The organism is Mycobacterium sp. NGS40, from assembly GCF_059812735.1.
In genome coordinates, this window is record NZ_JCALDG010000009.1 from 99,340 (window position 1) to 115,235 (window position 15,896).

General features: G+C 65.8%; 16 protein-coding genes. 3 read left to right on the forward strand and 13 right to left on the reverse strand.

From position 1 onward, the window contains the following. Nucleotides 1-2: 2 nt before the first annotated feature. Genes AC5Y5O_RS15660 through AC5Y5O_RS15685 form a run of 6 tightly spaced genes read right to left on the reverse strand, consistent with a single transcriptional unit; the run spans nt 3 to nt 5,263 of the window. A complete protein-coding gene (locus tag AC5Y5O_RS15660; protein WP_096289467.1) occupies nt 3-737 on the reverse strand; it encodes an SDR family NAD(P)-dependent oxidoreductase in 735 nt (244 codons plus the stop codon). Then, nucleotides 734-1,174, reverse strand: a complete 441-nt coding sequence (locus AC5Y5O_RS15665) for a VOC family protein (RefSeq protein ID WP_096289468.1) — start codon at nt 1,172-1,174, stop codon at nt 734-736. The genes AC5Y5O_RS15660 and AC5Y5O_RS15665 overlap by 4 nt, the downstream gene beginning before the upstream one ends. Nucleotides 1,175-1,184: 10 nt before the next feature. Beyond that, entirely contained in the window at nt 1,185-3,089 is a 1,905-nt protein-coding gene (locus AC5Y5O_RS15670; protein ID WP_096289469.1) for a YhgE/Pip family protein, read from the reverse strand. Between the two features lie 2 nt (nt 3,090-3,091). Then, nucleotides 3,092-3,763 carry an ATP-binding cassette domain-containing protein gene (locus AC5Y5O_RS15675; protein ID WP_096289470.1) on the reverse strand — a complete coding sequence of 224 codons (672 nt, stop codon included), beginning with the start codon at nt 3,761-3,763 and terminating at the stop codon, nt 3,092-3,094. 13 nt (nt 3,764-3,776) lie between these two features. Next, a complete protein-coding gene (locus tag AC5Y5O_RS15680; RefSeq protein WP_096289471.1) occupies nt 3,777-4,391 on the reverse strand; it encodes a TetR/AcrR family transcriptional regulator in 615 nt (204 codons plus the stop codon). 47 nt (nt 4,392-4,438) lie between these two features. After that, on the reverse strand, nt 4,439-5,263 hold the full coding sequence (locus tag AC5Y5O_RS15685; protein WP_096289472.1) for an SDR family NAD(P)-dependent oxidoreductase: 825 nt from the start codon (nt 5,261-5,263) through the stop codon (nt 4,439-4,441). 180 nt (nt 5,264-5,443) lie between these two features. Between AC5Y5O_RS15685 and AC5Y5O_RS15690 the strand changes: the two genes are divergently transcribed. Then, nucleotides 5,444-5,785 carry a DUF732 domain-containing protein gene (locus tag AC5Y5O_RS15690; RefSeq protein WP_500025688.1) on the forward strand — a complete coding sequence of 114 codons (342 nt, stop codon included), beginning with the start codon at nt 5,444-5,446 and terminating at the stop codon, nt 5,783-5,785. 18 nt (nt 5,786-5,803) lie between these two features. On the opposite strand, the gene AC5Y5O_RS15695 is transcribed toward AC5Y5O_RS15690, so the two are convergent. Beyond that, entirely contained in the window at nt 5,804-6,103 is a 300-nt protein-coding gene (locus tag AC5Y5O_RS15695) for a PE family protein (protein WP_096289473.1), read from the reverse strand. A gap of 335 nt (nt 6,104-6,438) precedes the next feature. Between AC5Y5O_RS15695 and AC5Y5O_RS15700 the strand changes: the two genes are divergently transcribed. Continuing rightward, nucleotides 6,439-7,707: a PPE family protein gene (locus tag AC5Y5O_RS15700; protein ID WP_096289474.1), complete on the forward strand. Its 1,269-nt coding sequence runs from the start codon at nt 6,439-6,441 to the stop codon at nt 7,705-7,707. A gap of 8 nt (nt 7,708-7,715) precedes the next feature. Here AC5Y5O_RS15700 and AC5Y5O_RS15705 read toward each other — a convergent pair whose 3' ends face one another. Next, nucleotides 7,716-8,936: a cytochrome P450 gene (locus tag AC5Y5O_RS15705; protein ID WP_096291283.1), complete on the reverse strand. Its 1,221-nt coding sequence runs from the start codon at nt 8,934-8,936 to the stop codon at nt 7,716-7,718. 11 nt (nt 8,937-8,947) lie between these two features. Next, the gene (locus AC5Y5O_RS15710) at nt 8,948-9,967 is read right to left on the reverse strand and encodes an LLM class F420-dependent oxidoreductase (protein WP_096289475.1); all 1,020 of its coding nucleotides are present in this window, start codon (nt 9,965-9,967) and stop codon (nt 8,948-8,950) included. 143 nt (nt 9,968-10,110) lie between these two features. Between AC5Y5O_RS15710 and AC5Y5O_RS15715 the strand changes: the two genes are divergently transcribed. Continuing rightward, nucleotides 10,111-11,607 carry an acyl-CoA carboxylase subunit beta gene (locus tag AC5Y5O_RS15715; RefSeq protein ID WP_096289476.1) on the forward strand — a complete coding sequence of 499 codons (1,497 nt, stop codon included), beginning with the start codon at nt 10,111-10,113 and terminating at the stop codon, nt 11,605-11,607. On the opposite strand, the gene AC5Y5O_RS15720 is transcribed toward AC5Y5O_RS15715, so the two are convergent. Genes AC5Y5O_RS15720 through AC5Y5O_RS15735 form a run of 4 tightly spaced genes read right to left on the reverse strand, consistent with a single transcriptional unit; the run spans nt 11,604 to nt 15,799 of the window. Next, nucleotides 11,604-12,647, reverse strand: coding sequence for a TIGR03857 family LLM class F420-dependent oxidoreductase (locus AC5Y5O_RS15720; RefSeq protein ID WP_500025689.1), 1,044 nt, complete (start codon nt 12,645-12,647; stop codon nt 11,604-11,606). The two genes, AC5Y5O_RS15715 and AC5Y5O_RS15720, sit on opposite strands and share 4 nt — an antisense overlap. After that, nucleotides 12,644-13,024: a nuclear transport factor 2 family protein gene (locus AC5Y5O_RS15725; protein ID WP_096289478.1), complete on the reverse strand. Its 381-nt coding sequence runs from the start codon at nt 13,022-13,024 to the stop codon at nt 12,644-12,646. The genes AC5Y5O_RS15720 and AC5Y5O_RS15725 overlap by 4 nt, the downstream gene beginning before the upstream one ends. Beyond that, on the reverse strand, nt 13,021-14,169 hold the full coding sequence (locus AC5Y5O_RS15730; protein ID WP_096289479.1) for an alpha/beta hydrolase family protein: 1,149 nt from the start codon (nt 14,167-14,169) through the stop codon (nt 13,021-13,023). The genes AC5Y5O_RS15725 and AC5Y5O_RS15730 overlap by 4 nt, the downstream gene beginning before the upstream one ends. A 19-nt stretch (nt 14,170-14,188) precedes the next feature. Then, nucleotides 14,189-15,799, reverse strand: a complete 1,611-nt coding sequence (locus AC5Y5O_RS15735) for a flavin-containing monooxygenase (RefSeq protein WP_096289480.1) — start codon at nt 15,797-15,799, stop codon at nt 14,189-14,191. Between the last annotated feature and the right edge of the window lie 97 nt (nt 15,800-15,896).

Here is a 15,896-nt window from a genome sequence, read left to right on the forward strand (position 1 = left end):
CGTCACTTTCCGCGATTCTTCAACCGCTGCACCTGGCCGTAGGAGTCGATCGGGCTGTGCAGCGCCAGACCCCCGTCAGCGTGCACGATCTGTCCTGTCACCCAAGGCAATTCGAGCACGCCCACGATCGCCTCGGCCACGTCGTCGGGTTGCCCCAGGCCGCCGAGCGGCGTCCGCTCGGTCAGGCCTTCCACCCAGCCGGGCAGCGCTTCGGGGTTGGGCAGCATCGGCGTTCGGGTGACTCCGGGCCCGACGGCGTTCACCCGGATGCCGTGCGTCCCCCACTCCACCGCGGCGACTTTGACCAGCATGTCGACCCCGGCCTTCGACACGCAATAGGCGCCCATGTCGCGATCGGCGATCGAACCGCTGATGCTGGACACCGCGACGATCGAGCCCCCCAGACCGGCGTCGATCATCGCCCGCGCCGCCGCGCGGATCGTCAGCCAGGTGCCGGTCAGGTTCACCGCCAGCACCCGCTCCCACTGCGCGGGTGACTGCTTGAGCAGCACGCCCGCCGCGCCGACCGCGGCGCAGGTGACCACCCGGGTGGGCACACCATATTCCCGCACGGTTGCCTCCATCGCGACCGATACCGCCTCGGGATCGCTGATGTCGCAATCGATGTCGCCGCCCGATAGGTCCCACACCACGACGTCGTGACCCGCGTCGCGCAACCGCGTTACGACGTCATGCCCGATGCCGGACGCGCCCCCGGTCACCAGCGCGGTGCTCATTTCGCCCGTCCGATCAGCTCGACGAGCACGCCGTCGGGTGCGGTGATGACCGCCATCGCGACGGTCTTGCCGTCCGGGGCCACCACGTCGATACGACGGACGCCGTCGGTGAAACCCAGCGCCGCCAGCGCGGCCAGCGTCTCGTCGACCTCGCGCTGCAGCGAGAGCAACATGAAACCGTGCCGTAGTGCGGTGGAGTCCGGCAGTTCCGCGTCGGCGCCTTCGAGCTGCACTAGTTCGACGCTGCCGCTGCCCGGCTGCTGCGGATCGCCGAGAAAGATCGACCGCAGCCGGTCGGACTTGGCGCCGAACAGTTCTGGCCAATCGCCGGTGAACTCGTAGTCCATCACCTGGGTCAGGCCCAGGCCGTCGCGCCAGAACCGAAGGGACCGTTCGACATCGGAGGTGCAGATCGCCGAGTGGTGCACACCTAACATGGGCTCTCCTCTACATCTTGATCGCCGGGATCAGCCTGTCGACATTCCAGGTTCGGTCTCGTCGCGCCGACACCGATGAGATCGCCAGCGCGACAGCCGTTATCACGACCAGCACCACGATCGCCTGCCACAGCCGGGTGTCGATGCCGCCGAGGATGAGCTGTCGGAGCCCGTTGACGCCGTAGGTCATCGGGTCGAAGCGATGCAAGATCTGGAAGGGCCGTGACGTGGTCTCCACGGGGTACATGCCGCCGGCGCTGACGAGCTGGAGCATGAGCAGGGCCATGATCAATACGCGGCCCACCGCCGGGCCGACGAGCGCGTTGATCGCCTGCGTCGCGGCCACGAACGCGCCGGAGATCAGGATCATGAATCCCAGCATCGCCACCGGGTGCACCGCGTGCATACCGAGACCAAATCGGACCACGCAGTAGAGAATGACCGCCTGGAATAACGCGATCGCGGCTGCCGGCAGATAGCTGGCCAGCACCACGCGCAGCGCGAGCACCTCCGCGGCGATCGCGCGACTCTGCAGGGGCCGCAGCACCATCCACAGCACCAACGCGCCGAAGAACAGGGCCAGCGTCAGGAAGAACGGCGCCATGCCGGTGCCGAAGTTGGGCGCGGCGTTCTCGTGCGAGGCTTCGAGTTGCACCGGGCCGCCGATGGTGTCCGCGACCGCATCCTTTTGCTGGGTCGTCCAGTTGGGCAATTGCTTGGCACCGTCGGCGAGTTTGGTCGCCAATTCGGCCGATCCCGCCTTGAGTTGGTGTGCTCCGTCGTCGAGTTTCACTATGCCGCCGGCCAATTCAACGTTACCTGCGGCGAGCTGCTGGGCGCCGTCGCGCAGTTGGGTGAGCTTGTTCGTCAGCTCCTGGCCCCTGTTGCCGACTTGATCGAGGGCTGAGCCCAGCGGGCTGCCGGGAGCGCGCAGCGAAGTGGTCATCGCGATCGCGGCGTTCTGCGCGTCGGTGAGCTGCTGGCGGATCTGCGGCGTGAACTGATGACCGCGCAGCTGATCCTGGATGCCGCGCAGGTTATTCGCCAGCGGATCCTGTCGCGCGGAGAGCTGATCGATGACCAACTGAAGCGAGTTCGCGGCGCCATCCTGTGCCGTGGCAATGGCGCCGATCTGATCGTTGGCCTGTTGTAGCGCGCTCGCACCCTGTTGCAGTTGCTGCGTATTACCGCCGATCTGGGATACCGCTTTGGTGATCGCGATCAGCGGGTCGGTGGCCTGGTTGATTCCGTCGGACAGTTGCTGGGCTCCGGCGGCGAGCTTCGCCGAACCGGCCCGGGCGCTGTCGAGACCCGCTACCAGTTGTCCGGCGCCGTCATCGAGCCGAGCCGCCCCGTCGGCGGCCTGCTTGATCCCCGCTCCGGACGAAACCACCACCGAAAGCATGTGATTGACCGCCTGCCCCGAGATCCGGTCGGACACGGCGTTGAGCACCTGGCTGATCGCGGTGCGACCGATGCTGGTCGAGATGTAGTTGTTGGCGTCGTTGTAAACGGCGATCAGGTTGGCCTTCTTGGGCTGCCCGGTCACCGGCGACGCGATCGCCGCGCTGAAGTCGGGCGGCAATTCGACCATGAAGTAATACTTGCCGTGGTCGACCCCGTTGCGTGCTTCCGCCAAGTCCACGACGTGCCAGTCCAGGCCGCCGTCCGCGGTCAGGCTCTTGGCGATCTCCGCGCCGGCGTTGAACTGCTCGCCCGACACCATGGCGCCACGATCCGAATTGACCAGTGCCACCGGCATTTTGTTGGTGTGGCCGAAGGGATCCCAGAAGGCCCAGAGGTACAGTGCGCCATACACCAGCGGCAGCAGCATCAGCACCACGACGGCCACACGCGTCAACCGGTTGCGACCGAAACGCTTTATCTCCGAGCCGAATGCGAGTCCAGCCAGCATCGTCAATCCCCTTCGGTCAGGATGCGGTGATCGTGAAGTTCGTGGTCGGGCGCGTCCGTGCCGAGCGGATTGGTGACACCGACGACGACCGTGCGCTGCTCGGCGATCGCGCCGAGGCGCTCCACCGCGATCGCGCGCCGGGCATTGTCTCGAACCTGCTCGAGGTCGCCGACCACCAGGATCGGTCGCTTCGACAACAGGGCCAACGTGATGCGCAGCAAAAACAGTTCCAGGTCGGACAATTCGACGATGTAGGCATCGCCGGGCGGCGGGTCCGTTTCGCCGAACACCTCTGCCAGCTCGGCCTGACCGCCTCGCAGCGGCACCAGTGAGTACCAAGGCGCCAACCACCGCCGTTGCTCGGCGAGCACGGTCTCCACGGTCACCGACTCCTCCAGGTCATCGATGTCGTCGAAGGCCGCGATCGAGCAGTGCCGACGGATCGCGTGCGGTGTCGTCGCGCCGAGCACGGTCAGCGAGCCGTGGGTGGCCTTGAAGCGCCCGGCGAGGGTCAACAGCAACGTGGTCTGCCCCGGTCCGCCGGGCATCTGAATGGCGTGAAAACCCTGCGCGAGGGCAAGATCGACACCCGAGAACAGGGGCCCGTGCTCGCCGTTCACCCCTAATCCGGTGGCGGCAATTACCGGCGGACTCACGTCTTCCGTCGCATCCATGTGGACCCCTCCCCTAATCGCCGGATTCCAGCAGCGCGGCCATCAATTGTGTGAGCAGGTCCGGGTTTATGCTTCCGGGGCGCAAGACCTCTTCCATCGCGACACCCAAATTGAGGGTGATGACGAGCTGGGCGAGGTCGGCCAACCGCCGATCCGACGGCACCGTGTCGGCCGATTTGACGATCTGTAGCGCTTGGTCGGCGGCGGCACGACGGCGTTCGATCAGTCGCTCACGAAGCTGCGGATCGCGCTGTGCCCGCAGCCAGTACTCGACCAACAGGACGTAATAGTCGGAATGGTCGCGAACCGAGTCGAGCACCGAACGACTCAATTCGCTTGCCGCCAAAACGTTGTCACCGCCACTGCTGTCTAGGACTGTCGCGATTTGCTCACCCCGCAATTCGAATTCGCGATCGAGTAGGGCCAGGAACAGTTCGTCCTTGGACTCGAAGTTCGAGTAGACCGCACCCTTCGTAAAGCCCGCGGCCTGACCGACCGCATCGATGGTGGCACCGGCGAACCCTTCACCGGCGAACACCCTGGCGGCCGCGTCCAGGATCCGGTCGCGCACCTCGCCACGAGTGGGGCGGGTTCGATGTGGTTTCACCGGCGACATGTCCAGCAGCATACTCGCTAGTATCGATTGGATACTAGTCGGTATCGAAAGGTGGAGCCTCAGCCGAGCCTGGCCAGCGTGCGATCCCACAGCTCGCGCGCAAGCGCGGGGTCGTTGGCCAAGCGGCTGGCTTTGGCGACCGCACGCTTCGCGTAGTACTCACCGGGCGCCCACGCGACGCCGGGAGCACTCGACGCGAGCCACACCAACTGGTCGGCCCCCTCGTCGACGCTCGCGGTGAACCGCGCCTGCGGCGTGTACTGCTGCATGAACACCAGGAACCGCGACCCCGAGGCGCGGCCGAAGTTGGAATTGACGTAGCCGGGATGAACTGTCGCAACGGACAATCCACCGCCCTGATGGCGCCGGTGCAACTCCTTCGTGAACAAGACGATGGCCAGTTTCGAGAACGCGTAAGCGGTGCTGGCCCGGCGCCGGGCGGTGTTCTCCAGGTCGTCGATGGTGGCGCGGCGGACCAGCTTGTGCGACGAGCTGGTGGTGTTGACGATCGTGGCGCGTGAGGCCAGCAGCACCGGCATAAGCTGCGTGGTCAGCAGAAACGGCGACAGATAGTTGACCTGATAGGTGTGTTCGTAGCCGTCGGCGGTCAGCTGGATCTTGGTGCCCATGCCGCCGGCATTGTTGAGTAGCACGTCGATGCGCGGATAGTTGGCCCGAATCTTGTCGGCCAGGGCTCGCACCTGAGCCAGGTCACCGAAGTCGGCCACGAAATAGTCGGCGTCCAACTCGGCCGCCACCGCCGCCGTCTTGCTTTCCGAGCGCCCCACCACCACGATGTCATCACCGCTATGGCGCAACCGCCGAGCCGCGGCAGCACCGATGCCGTCGCTGCCACCGGTGATGAGGATCGTCCTATACGTCATTGCGTAGTCCTCCGCTCGGAGTGTAGCGAGCCGGAAGTAACCGATCTGCTCAACGACGCGGGAGCGGGCAACCGGCGTTGTCACTGGGAGACCCGCGCTTTGGGTGCCCGTGGAAGTCGGCGCGAGTACGGTGAAAAGTACGAGACCGCGCGGACCTCAACTCATTCGGAAATAGTGGATGTGGACACCAACATGAAGTTGACTGCGCTCATATTCTGCGTTCTGGCGGTCCTGCTCATACCCACTGGTGTGGCACGGGCCGACAGCAATGACGATAATTTCGTGAAAGTGCTAGCCGACCAAGGGATTACCGGCGATCCGAATCAGCTTGTCACCGAAGGGCACACCGCCTGCGACGACATCTCGAATGCCCACCTGGCCACCAGCTTGCCCCGATGGACCAGGACACCGGCGTTCGGCCCGGTGATGGGCGACCTGGGACTCTCGGTCTTTCAGGCCGGCTTTTTCATCAGTGCCGCCGAGAGTGCTTACTGCCCACAGTTTCTCGGGGTTGGCCGCTGAGAGCGCGGGTGCTACGGGTCAGGCAGTGGCGGCGGCGTTGGCGGCCTCGGTGGCCGCGTACGAGCCGGAGCTGGTCGACAGCGTGTTCACGAACTGCTCGTGAATCTCGGCCGCCTGGGCGCTGACCGCCTGGTAGAACTCCCCGTGTGCGGCGAACCGGGCCGCGGCGAGCGCCGAGACCTCGTCGGCCGCCGCCGGGATCACCCCGGTGGTCGGGGCTGCCGCGGCCGCGTTTTGGGCGCTAAGCGCTGACCCGATGCCCTGCAATGCTCCGGCTGCCGCGGCCAACGCCTCCGGCTGCGTCGTCACGAACGACATGGTGTTCCTCCTCCGCGATCCCAATGCTGCACTGACAGTAGACGCAGACATTCGCTCGAGGCCGTTCTGGGACACCTGTACCGCAACTGTTCACGAGCCGGTACGAGGAATTTACCGTTCGGTCAATATAACGACGAGGTCATGCGCGTTCCGATAGCAACGCCCCTGACGCAGCGCGCGAAATGATCTTGAAAAGTACTGTCCCGCTTGACTTCCCAACGAATTGAAGTTCAGAGCGGCGTCATCAAGAGTTCAGCGCGGTCGGGTTTAGTTCGGAGGGTTTGTTTGTACTCTTGGCCAGGATTACCGGGTCGACTCGAGAAAAGGTTTAAGACATGGATTTTGGATTGCTGCCGCCCGAGATCAATTCGGGTCTCATGTATGCCGGCCCGGGGTCCGGGCCGATGCTGGCCGCCGCGGCGAGCTGGGACGCGGTTGCGGCGCAATTGGAATCCGCCGCTGCCGGGTGCTCGTCGGAGATCTCGGGATTGACCGGTCGCTGGTTGGGGCCGTCCTCGATGCGGATGGCGGCCGCGGGCACGCACCAGGTGGTGTGGCTGCAAGCCAGCGCCGCCCAGGCGGCGCAGACCGCAGCGCAGGCCTACACCGCCGCGGCTGCCTACGACGTCGCCTACGCGATGACGGTGCCCCCGCCGGTGATCGCCGCCAACCGGATGCAGCTGATGGTCTTGGTCGCGACCAACTTCTTCGGGCAGAACACCCCGGCGATCGCGGCCACCGAAGCCCAGTACATGCAGATGTGGGTCCAGGACGCCACCGCTATGTACGCCTACGCCGCCGACTCCGAAGTCGCCAGCACGCTGGAGTCCTTCGACGAGCCGCAGCAAACCACCAACCAGAACGGGCAGGCGGACCAGGCCAACGCAGTCGCCCGCAGCACCGCCCAAAACACCGGCAGCCGTGCGCAATCGGCAGTGCAGCAAGTTAGCGCCAACGCCCAACAGGCCATCGGCGTCACACAGCCAGTGAACGTCGGCGACACCGTCACCGCTCCGGCCGGCAGCACTATCGACATCAGTAACGGAGTTGTGGCAGTGAACAGCGGCTCTTTGACCAGCGGGACAGTCGGCACCTACCTCTGGAGCGCCGACTCCATTATCGTCAATGCCGGCAGCACCGTTACCCTTATGTACAACTCCGCCTACGAAGGCACCACATTGCTGCCTGCCGGTACCACCATCACTGCCGGCTCGAGCCCGATCACCCTGACCCCCTACGGCACAGCATCGGTCGTTGTCACTCCCGTCAGCGGCACCGCGACCCTCATCGGTGCCCCTGCCGGCGCAGGAACGGGAACTGGCATCCAATCCTTTGGCATCAGCGCCACTGCCACCGTCGGCTCCGCCGGCGCCTCCATAACTAACTTGAGCGCGACAGTCGGTATCGTGACAGCCACACCAGCTGCCGCCCCCGCCGCATCCGGCGGGCTGGGAGCCGCCGCGGCACCGCTAGCAGCCTCCCCAGGCCTGGCGGGGACCGCGGGAATTCAGCCCCAGCTCGACGCGCCGGCGCTGCTGCAATGGGCCCAAGGCCTCTCGGGTGTGGACGTCGCGGCGGCCGATCTGGCAGGAGTGGCGGGCTAAGTCCTCACTCAGGCCAGCGTATAACGCACCGGCAGGTGCTTGAGGCCGCCCACGAACGTGGTGGCGACCAGCTCCGGATCACCGTTCAGCTCAATGGATTTCAGCCTCGGCAGTAGCTCGGAGAAGAAGCTGTTGACTTCCATGCGGGCCAGCGCCGCGCCCATGCAGAAGTGCACGCCGTAGCCGAAGGCCAGATGCTTGTTGGGGTCCCGCGCTATATCGAAGCGGAACGGGTCGTCGAAGATGTCCTCGTCACGGTTGCCCGACACATAGGACAGCAGTAGCGAATCCCCCGCGGCGATCGGCACCCCGCGCACGGTGGTGTCCTCGTTGGCGGTCCGCATGAACTCCTTGACCGGGGTGACCCAGCGGATCATCTCCTCGATGGCCAACGGCATCAGCTCGGGATTGCCGCGCAAACGATCGAGCTGGTCCGGGTTTTCGATCAGTGCCTGCATGCCACCGGAGATCGTCGCGCTGGTGGTGTCGTGACCCGCGGTGGCCACGATCAGGTAGTAGGACACGGTGTCGATGTCGGACAGCGGTTCGCCGTCGACGCGGGCGTTGGCGATCGCCGACGCGAGGTCCTCGGTCGGGTTCGCGCGGCGCGACGCCGTCACATCGTTGAAGTAACCGAACATGTCGAGCAGCGCGGGGATCTGATCCTCGTTCGAGGTGCCGCGCTTGAATTCGCTGTCCTCGCTTCCGAACAGCTCCTGGGTGAGCTTGAGCATGCGAGCGAAGTCGGCCTCCGGAATGCCGAGCAAGGACATGATCACGTAGAGCGGGTAGTTCACCGCGACCTGCTGGACGAAGTCGCATTCGGGCCCGACGGCCAGCATCTTGTCGACGTAGATCTTGGCGAGTTCGTCGACGCGCATCTTCATGGCGCGCATGGCCTTTGGCCTAAACCAGTCCGAGCCGATCGCGCGGACCACCCGGTGCTGCGGATCGTCCATGTGAATCAGCGTGCGCACGCCGGCGTTGGCCTGCAGCTCGTCGCCCACGGTGGTGGTCAGGACCGGGCGCGGCCAGTTGGTGAACTTCATGTTCTCGCGCTCGATGTCCATGATGTCGGCGTGTTTGGTGATCGCCCAGAACGGCTTGTAGTCCGGCACCTCAACCCAGGACACCGGCGCGGTGGCGCGCAGGTGGGCCAGCTCCGCGTGCAACCGCTTTTCGTCGGTGTACGCCAACGGATTTGCCAACGACTTTCCGGCGTCGTCCATCGTCGTGGTGCTCACTGGCGAAACTCCTTCATTGCGGCGGTAATACAGGACTGGGAAGCGTTATAGAAGATCGGCAGCACGCGATCGACTCCCTCACACCGGGTACGCAGGGCAGCGCCGACCTCCTTGACGGTGCCGACGACCGCGAAGGCCGCAAGCATGTCGTCGTCGATCAGCGACCCCATCGCGTCCCATTCGCCTTGCTTGGACAGGCGATTCAGCTCGGCGTGCAACTCGCCCCAGCCGTGCACCTCCAGCACCTTGCGATACGCGGGCGTGGAGCCGTAGAAGGCGATCTGCTTGCGGGCGGCCGTCATCGCCGCTCGCAATTCGGCGTCGTTTTCGCCGGTCGCGACCATCACCTCGGCGCAGACCTGGATATCCGAACGACCACGGCCCGCGCGCTGCGCCCCACGCAGCAGCGCCGGCACCGTCACCTCGTCGAGGTAGCGCTTCGAAACCATCGGGTGGCCGAGATGGCCGTCGGCGACCTCGCCGCACAACTCGGTCATCACTTCACCGACCGCCGCGATGAACACCTTCGGCGCCGGGTACGGGTGCTGCTCCGGGGTGAACATCGGCGTCATGATCTTGTGGGTATAGAAGTCGCCCTCGAAACTCAGCTTGGCTTCGCCGTTCCAGGCCGACCAGATGGCGTGCAACGCGGAGACGAATTCGCGCATCCGGCGGGCCGGATGACTCCACGGCATGCTGAATCGCTTCTCGATGTGGGGCTGAATCTGGGTGCCCAGACCGAGGATGAAGCGGCCCTGCGAGTACGCCTGCAAGTCCCAGGCGACGTTGGCGACGGTCATCGGGTTGCGCGCGAAAGCCACCGCGATGTTGGTGCCCAGTTCGAGCCGCGACGTGTGCTCGGCGGCCAACAGCAGCGGCAGGAACGGGTCGTGACTGGTTTCGGCGGTCCAGCCCCCGTCGTACCCCTGCTGTTCCAGGTTGCCAACCGCTTCCACCACGCGATCGAGTCGATTGGGGATGCCGCCGTCGATCTTCAAGCGGGGGCCGTCAGGCATGCGGGTAACTTTACAGTAAGCAATCCAGTATGTGACCCTGCAAGACCTAGGGACGATCGCAAGCGCGGCGTAGCCGAGCGCAGCGGGTCGTCACCATCGGACCAGGCGCGCGCGATCGCGTCCGTAAGAGGTAGGACTGACGCATGACAAAACCCCCGGATTGGGAGGACACGCTCTCCGACCTTGCCCGTCGGCGCCAGCACGCCCGGGGCATGGGCGGGCCGGAGCGGCTCGACAAGCACCGCGGCAAGGGCAAGCTCGACGCCCGTGCGCGCATCGAGCACCTCCTCGATCCGGGTACGTTCCGCGAAATCGGCACGCTCGTCGGTGGCGAGGTCGCCTCCGACGCGCTGATCGTGGGCTCGGGTGAGATCAACGGCTCACCGGTGATGCTGGGCGCCGAGGACTTCACCACGATGGCCGGCAGCATCGGGCCCGGCGGCAACTCGAAGCGCTATCGCATCGCCGAGTTGGCGCTGCGCGACAAGACTCCGCTGGTGATGCTGCTGGAAGGCGCCGGCTTCCGTCCCGGCGGTGGGCATTACGGACGTGCCCCCACCGACCTGCTCGCCCAGGCGCAGTGCTCGGGCAAGGTGCCGACGGTCGCCGCGGTGCTCGGGCCCTCGGCCGGCCACGGCGCGCTGGTGGCACCGGTGTGCGACTTCCGGATCATGAGCCAGCAGGGCGCGATCTTCACTGCCGGGCCCCCGGTCGTGAAAGAGTCAACCGGAGAAGATATTTCGAAGGAAGACCTCGGCGGACCCGTCACCGCCCTGCCCAGCGGGGTGATCCACAACGTCGCCGACGACGACGAAGCCGTCATTGCCGATATTCGGCGTTACCTGTCGTACTTCCCGCCCAGCGCATGGTCGTACCCCACCCCGCTGCCCCGCGACGAAGACAGCGAACCACGGCCGACACCGGAACTGCTCGAGATCGTGTCGCGCGACAACCGCCGCGTCTACGACATGCGCGCCGTGCTCGATGCGGTCTTCGACCGGCCGGACTGGTTCGAAGTCCAGCCGCAGTACGGCAAGGCGATCATCTGCGCGCTGGCCCATCTCGGCGGCCATCCGGTCGCGGTCGTCGCGAACCAGCCCAACGTGCTGGCCGGCTCCATCGACGCCGACGCCGCCGACAAAGCAGCGCATTTCATCATGGTGGCCGACTCATTCCACCTGCCGCTCATCTTCTTTGCCGACAATCCCGGCATGCTGCCCGGCAGCCGATCCGAACGCAGCGGAGTGCTGCGCGCCGGCGCCCGGATGTTCGCCGCCCAAACCGCGGCCACCACGGTGAAGCTGCATGTGACGCTGCGCAAGGCGTACGGGTTCGGCTCGATGGTCATGTCGCTGTTGGGTTTCGACAGCCAATCGGCGACCTTCGCCTACCCCGGCGCGACGATGGGCGCCATGAGCGCGGCAGCGCTGGGCCGCGCGACGCACGCCGGCGAGGACGTCACCGCGAAGTTGCGTGACGCGGAGTTGCAGGCGTCCTTCCGCTCGGCGGAAAGCATGGGATTCGACGAACTCATCGATCCCCGCGAGACCCGCGACGCCCTGCTGGCTTCCCTGCTGCGGGGCCTGTCGGCCCGGCAGGCCGCCGCCGAGCCCGTGAGCCGGACCCTGATCCTGCCCTAGTCTCCCGCTCGGTAGGCCGTGACCACGGGTTCGAGTTCGTCGGGCGTCGCGCCGTGCATGATCAGCGCGTCGGCCCCGTATTCGAATTCCTTGCGGATCCGATCCGCACATTGCTGAGCCGACCCGGTGGCCGAGGGTTCCAGCCACTCATCGGGAATCAGCGTCGCGATGTGCTCGATCTGCTCGGCGGTGGCCTTGTGGTCGATCCCGCCGGCGATCGAGGTCACCACCGCGTCCGCCCGGAAGCGTTCCAGTACAGCCGGATCCCAGTCATTGGACCGCACCATCAGGTCGCCGTAGCCCTGCAGGTAGGTGGCCAGCCGTGCGACGGTCTTCTTCAGGCGCAGCTCCTCGGGAAGGTGGTCGCCCACCGTGGCGAAGCACGACCATACTCGCACGCTGTCGGGGTCGCGGCCCGACTTCTCCGCCGCGGTCTTGACGGTTTTGACGCAGCGCTGCAACGTCTCCGGCGTGAAGTAGGTGTGCAGGATGACGTCGTCGAAGGCGCGGCCGCCGAGCGCTAAGGTGTTGGGCCCGAACGCAACCAGCGCCAGCCGGATGTCCTCGTCGAAGTCCGGGTCGAGAAACAGGATCGGGTACTTGCCCATCGGGCCTTCGTGATTGAAGATCAGCTCGCCGTGGAAGAGGCGGCGCATGACCTGGGCCCAATCCTCCATCTGCGCGGTCGTGACGGCGGGGATGCCGAAGGCGCCGTAGATCGCGGCGATGCCGCGGCCGATGCCCAGCGTGAACCGTCCGCGGGAGAGCCGGTGCATCGTGGTCGCCCAGGATCCGGTGATCAGCGGGTGCCGCGTGTTGTGATTGGTTGCGGCGGTAGCGATCTGCATCCGGTTGGTCACCGCGCAGGCCGCACCGACCAGAGACGACGCTTCCTTGACGTTCCAGCGCTCGGAGATGAACCCGGTGCCGAAGCCCAGCTGCTCACCGCGGCGGGCCTCGTCCATCAACGTGGCCGGGCCCTCACCTCCGGCCCCGGCCAGCAGGTAGTAGCCCAATTCGTCGAGTGCACGTTCAGTCAATTCCAAACTCCTTGGTGGTAGCCACAATTCCAGACTTCGGTGATCCGGCCGGCAACGACCCGGAACACTTCGATACTGGCGATGTGGGTTTCACCGCCGTCTTCGGTGATGATGGTCGAGTCGTAGACGATGGCGACGTGTTCGCCGTCGTCATTGGCGATGACGATGTTGAGGTCGAAGTGCAGTGACTCGACCTGCTCCCACATGTCCGACACACGGGCCACGGCCTCGGCGTGGGTGAGCGTTCGCGCCGCACCGACCTCGTGCCGGATGACGGTGTCGCCCAACAACTCTTCGGCCAGTTCGATGTTGCGTTCGTTCCAGACCACCAGGTTGTAGAGTTCGACGACCTCGCGTGCGGTCCGGGCGGCCGTCATCGCTGCGACACCGCTTCTGGCCCGTTTTGCGAGACCACCTCGCGCAGGAAACGCTCCGACACCTTTTGCACGCGACGGGAGAATATGTGGCCCACGTGGCCGCCGTCATACCAATACAACTGGCCGCCCCAGCGTTCCTGCAACGCGTCGGTGGGCTCGCGCATCGCCATGCGGTCGTGCCAGGCCCCGACGATGAGCCGACGCTGCGGCGGCGGCGCCGGATCGACCGCCAGCGGGTCGATCACCGATGTCAGCTGCGCGACCACCGGAGATCCCAGCAGATCCCGGAACCCGTCGCGCGCCGATCCCCAGCGGGACAGGTGCCGGGCGATCATCGCGTTGAGCCCCAGAATCGGGGTGTACAACGCCACCGCGTCGATCTCGCGCTCTAGGTGCGACACCAGTGCGGCGACCGGGGTTCCCATCGAAATACCGGACACCACAACGGCACTGGCTTGCGATTGCACCCACCGCACCACGGCGCGCACCTCCGACACCGACCGCATCATGCCCGCGACATTGCCGAGTGGATCCATGTCCGGATAGGCCGGCCATTCGCGGCGCCGGCACCCGTGGCCGGGCTGCACCGGCATCGCGACGTTGAACCCCAGCGTGTGGTGGATGCGACCGATGCGCGACAGCACCAAATCCTCGGTGCCACCCTGACCGGCTCCGTGTACCCAGACCAGCCACGGCCGGGGCCGGTCGCGGTGGCGGCACAGGTGCACCACCGCCCGCGCCGGACCACCCAGGCCCTCGGCCGCCAGCGTCGCGGGCAGCTGTGGATCGTGCTCGAAGGTCATCCGTTCGAACGCCAGCCCACCGATACGGTGCCGCCGTATCGACTTCACCTGCAAGGGTTTTGGTGCGGCATGCGCGCCGTCGATACCCAGCGTCGACAACTCTTCGGCCGCCGGTTCGCACGCGCTCAGCGGCCGGATGTCGGTGGTCAGCTTTCCGCCCAGTAGCGAAAAGCCACTCAGGACAAGTTCGTCCAGCATGACCTCGCCGAACTGGCGTGCCCCCCGCGGGGTAAAGGGATCCCAGCCGGTGGATTCGTTCAGGCCGGCCACCGTGCGCGGGAGCACCATGCCCAGTTCGCGGCCCAGGTCCAAGGAACGTTTCGCCAGCGAAGATCCAGCCATGCCGCTCACCTTAAACCAGCTACGCCAACTTGAAACCGGCATATCCACCGGAGGCGATTTCGTCGCAGCGGCGCCGATATTCGGGGATGCCGCCGGTGTAGCCCATGTACATCCGCTTCTTGCCGGGCACGTTGCCGCCGTTGTACCAGGAGTTGCAGGACGGATGAACCAGCACCGTCGGGGCGACGAGCGCGGTGGCGTGGTCGATCCATTCCTGTTGCGCCGTGCCGGACGCCTCGATCGTGCGGATTCCGTTGTCGCGCAGGTATGCGATGCAATCACCGATCCACTCCACATGCTGCTCGAGCGCCGCGACGAAGTTCGTGGCCGCGCTCGGGCTGCCCGGCCCCTGGATGGTGAACAGGTTCGGGAAGCCGGCGATCGCCAGTCCCAGGTAGGACAGCGGCCCCTCGGTCGCCCAGAACTCGCCGAGCGACATCGCGTCGCGACCGCGGATGTCGATGCGGCTCAACGCTCCCGTCATCGCGTCGAACCCGGTGGCGTAGATGATCACGTCGAGCTCGTACTCGTCGCCTTCGGTCCGGATGCCGGTCGCGGTGATTTCGCGAATCGGTGTCTTGCGCAGGTCGACGAGCGTGACATTGTCCCGGTTGAACGTCTCGTAGTAGCCCTGGTCGATGATCGGGCGCTTGCACGCGAACGGATGCACGGGCACCAGCGACGCCGCGGTCTGCGGGTCCTTGACGATGCGGGCCACCGCCTCGCCGTAGAGCCGGCCCGCCATCCGGTTGGCTTCGATGTCGAAGAAGATGTCGCTCCAGTTGAGCGCGCCCATCACGCCGTTCTCCTCGATGGCGCGCAGTTGCTCCGCGCGCGAGGCCGACTTGATCGGCGGACTGCTCAACATTTCCAGTAGCACCGAGAAGGCGCTCAGCCGGGCGGCGCCGATCGGGTGAGCCCGCTGAGCTTCCCGGATCTCGCCGTAGCGACCCTTCATCTCGTCCAACTCGCCGGGCGCGAACTGGTGCACGCGCCAGGGCAACGTGTATGCCGGGGATCGCTGAAACACGCAGAGCTGCAAAGCTTGTCGAGCTACAACCGGGATGAGCTGCACGCCGGTGGAGCCGGTGCCGATCACACCGGCGCGCTTTCCGGTGAGGTCGAAGCCCTCCTTCGGCCAGCGGCTGGTGAACAGCGGCGTTCCAGCGAAGGTCCGCATTCCCGGGATGTCGGGCTCCAGCGGCACCGACAGGATGCCGGAGGCCGCGACGACGAACGGGGCGACAAAGGATTCGCCGGTGTCGGTGCGCACCCGCCACACCGCGGACTCTTCGTCGAACTCCATCGCGACGACCTTGGTGTTGAACGCGATATCGCGGCGCAGATCCAACCGGTCGGCAACGAAGTTCAGGTACGCCTCGATCTCGGGCTGCGCGGGCATCGACTCCGTCCAGACCCATTCCTGCTGAATCTCTTCGGAGAAGCTGTAGGAGTACTCGATGCTTTCGATGTCGCAACGCGCACCGGGATAGCGGTTGAACAGCCAGGTGCCGCCGACGTTTTCGGCCATCTCCAGCACCCGGGCGCGGATTCCGAGCTGCCGCAGCCGATGCAGCATGTAGAGACCGGAAAACCCGGCCCCGATCACCAGCACCTCGAGTTCAGGCACCCTCACCGCCTTTTATGTAGCGGGCCGAGTTTGCGGAGCTCTTCCAGCTCGTCTGCCGCCGCCGTCATTTCACTCCTTGCCGCGCCTAGACGAATCC

Excerpts from the sequence above, each read along its gene's own strand:
- AC5Y5O_RS15660 (WP_096289467.1), bottom strand. The coding sequence starts at position 737 with ATGAGCACCGCGCTGGTGACCGGGGGCGCGTCCGGCATCGGGCATGAC.
- AC5Y5O_RS15665 (WP_096289468.1), bottom strand. The coding sequence starts at position 1,174 with ATGTTAGGTGTGCACCACTCGGCGATCTGCACCTCCGATGTCGAACGG.
- AC5Y5O_RS15670 (WP_096289469.1), bottom strand. The coding sequence starts at position 3,089 with ATGCTGGCTGGACTCGCATTCGGCTCGGAGATAAAGCGTTTCGGTCGC.
- AC5Y5O_RS15675 (WP_096289470.1), bottom strand. The coding sequence starts at position 3,763 with ATGGATGCGACGGAAGACGTGAGTCCGCCGGTAATTGCCGCCACCGGA.
- AC5Y5O_RS15680 (WP_096289471.1), bottom strand. The coding sequence starts at position 4,391 with ATGCTGCTGGACATGTCGCCGGTGAAACCACATCGAACCCGCCCCACT.
- AC5Y5O_RS15685 (WP_096289472.1), bottom strand. The coding sequence starts at position 5,263 with ATGACGTATAGGACGATCCTCATCACCGGTGGCAGCGACGGCATCGGT.
- AC5Y5O_RS15695 (WP_096289473.1), bottom strand. The coding sequence starts at position 6,103 with ATGTCGTTCGTGACGACGCAGCCGGAGGCGTTGGCCGCGGCAGCCGGA.
- AC5Y5O_RS15700 (WP_096289474.1), top strand. The coding sequence starts at position 6,439 with ATGGATTTTGGATTGCTGCCGCCCGAGATCAATTCGGGTCTCATGTAT.
- AC5Y5O_RS15705 (WP_096291283.1), bottom strand. The coding sequence starts at position 8,936 with ATGGACGACGCCGGAAAGTCGTTGGCAAATCCGTTGGCGTACACCGAC.
- AC5Y5O_RS15710 (WP_096289475.1), bottom strand. The coding sequence starts at position 9,967 with ATGCCTGACGGCCCCCGCTTGAAGATCGACGGCGGCATCCCCAATCGA.
- AC5Y5O_RS15715 (WP_096289476.1), top strand. The coding sequence starts at position 10,111 with ATGACAAAACCCCCGGATTGGGAGGACACGCTCTCCGACCTTGCCCGT.
- AC5Y5O_RS15725 (WP_096289478.1), bottom strand. The coding sequence starts at position 13,024 with ATGACGGCCGCCCGGACCGCACGCGAGGTCGTCGAACTCTACAACCTG.
- AC5Y5O_RS15730 (WP_096289479.1), bottom strand. The coding sequence starts at position 14,169 with ATGGCTGGATCTTCGCTGGCGAAACGTTCCTTGGACCTGGGCCGCGAA.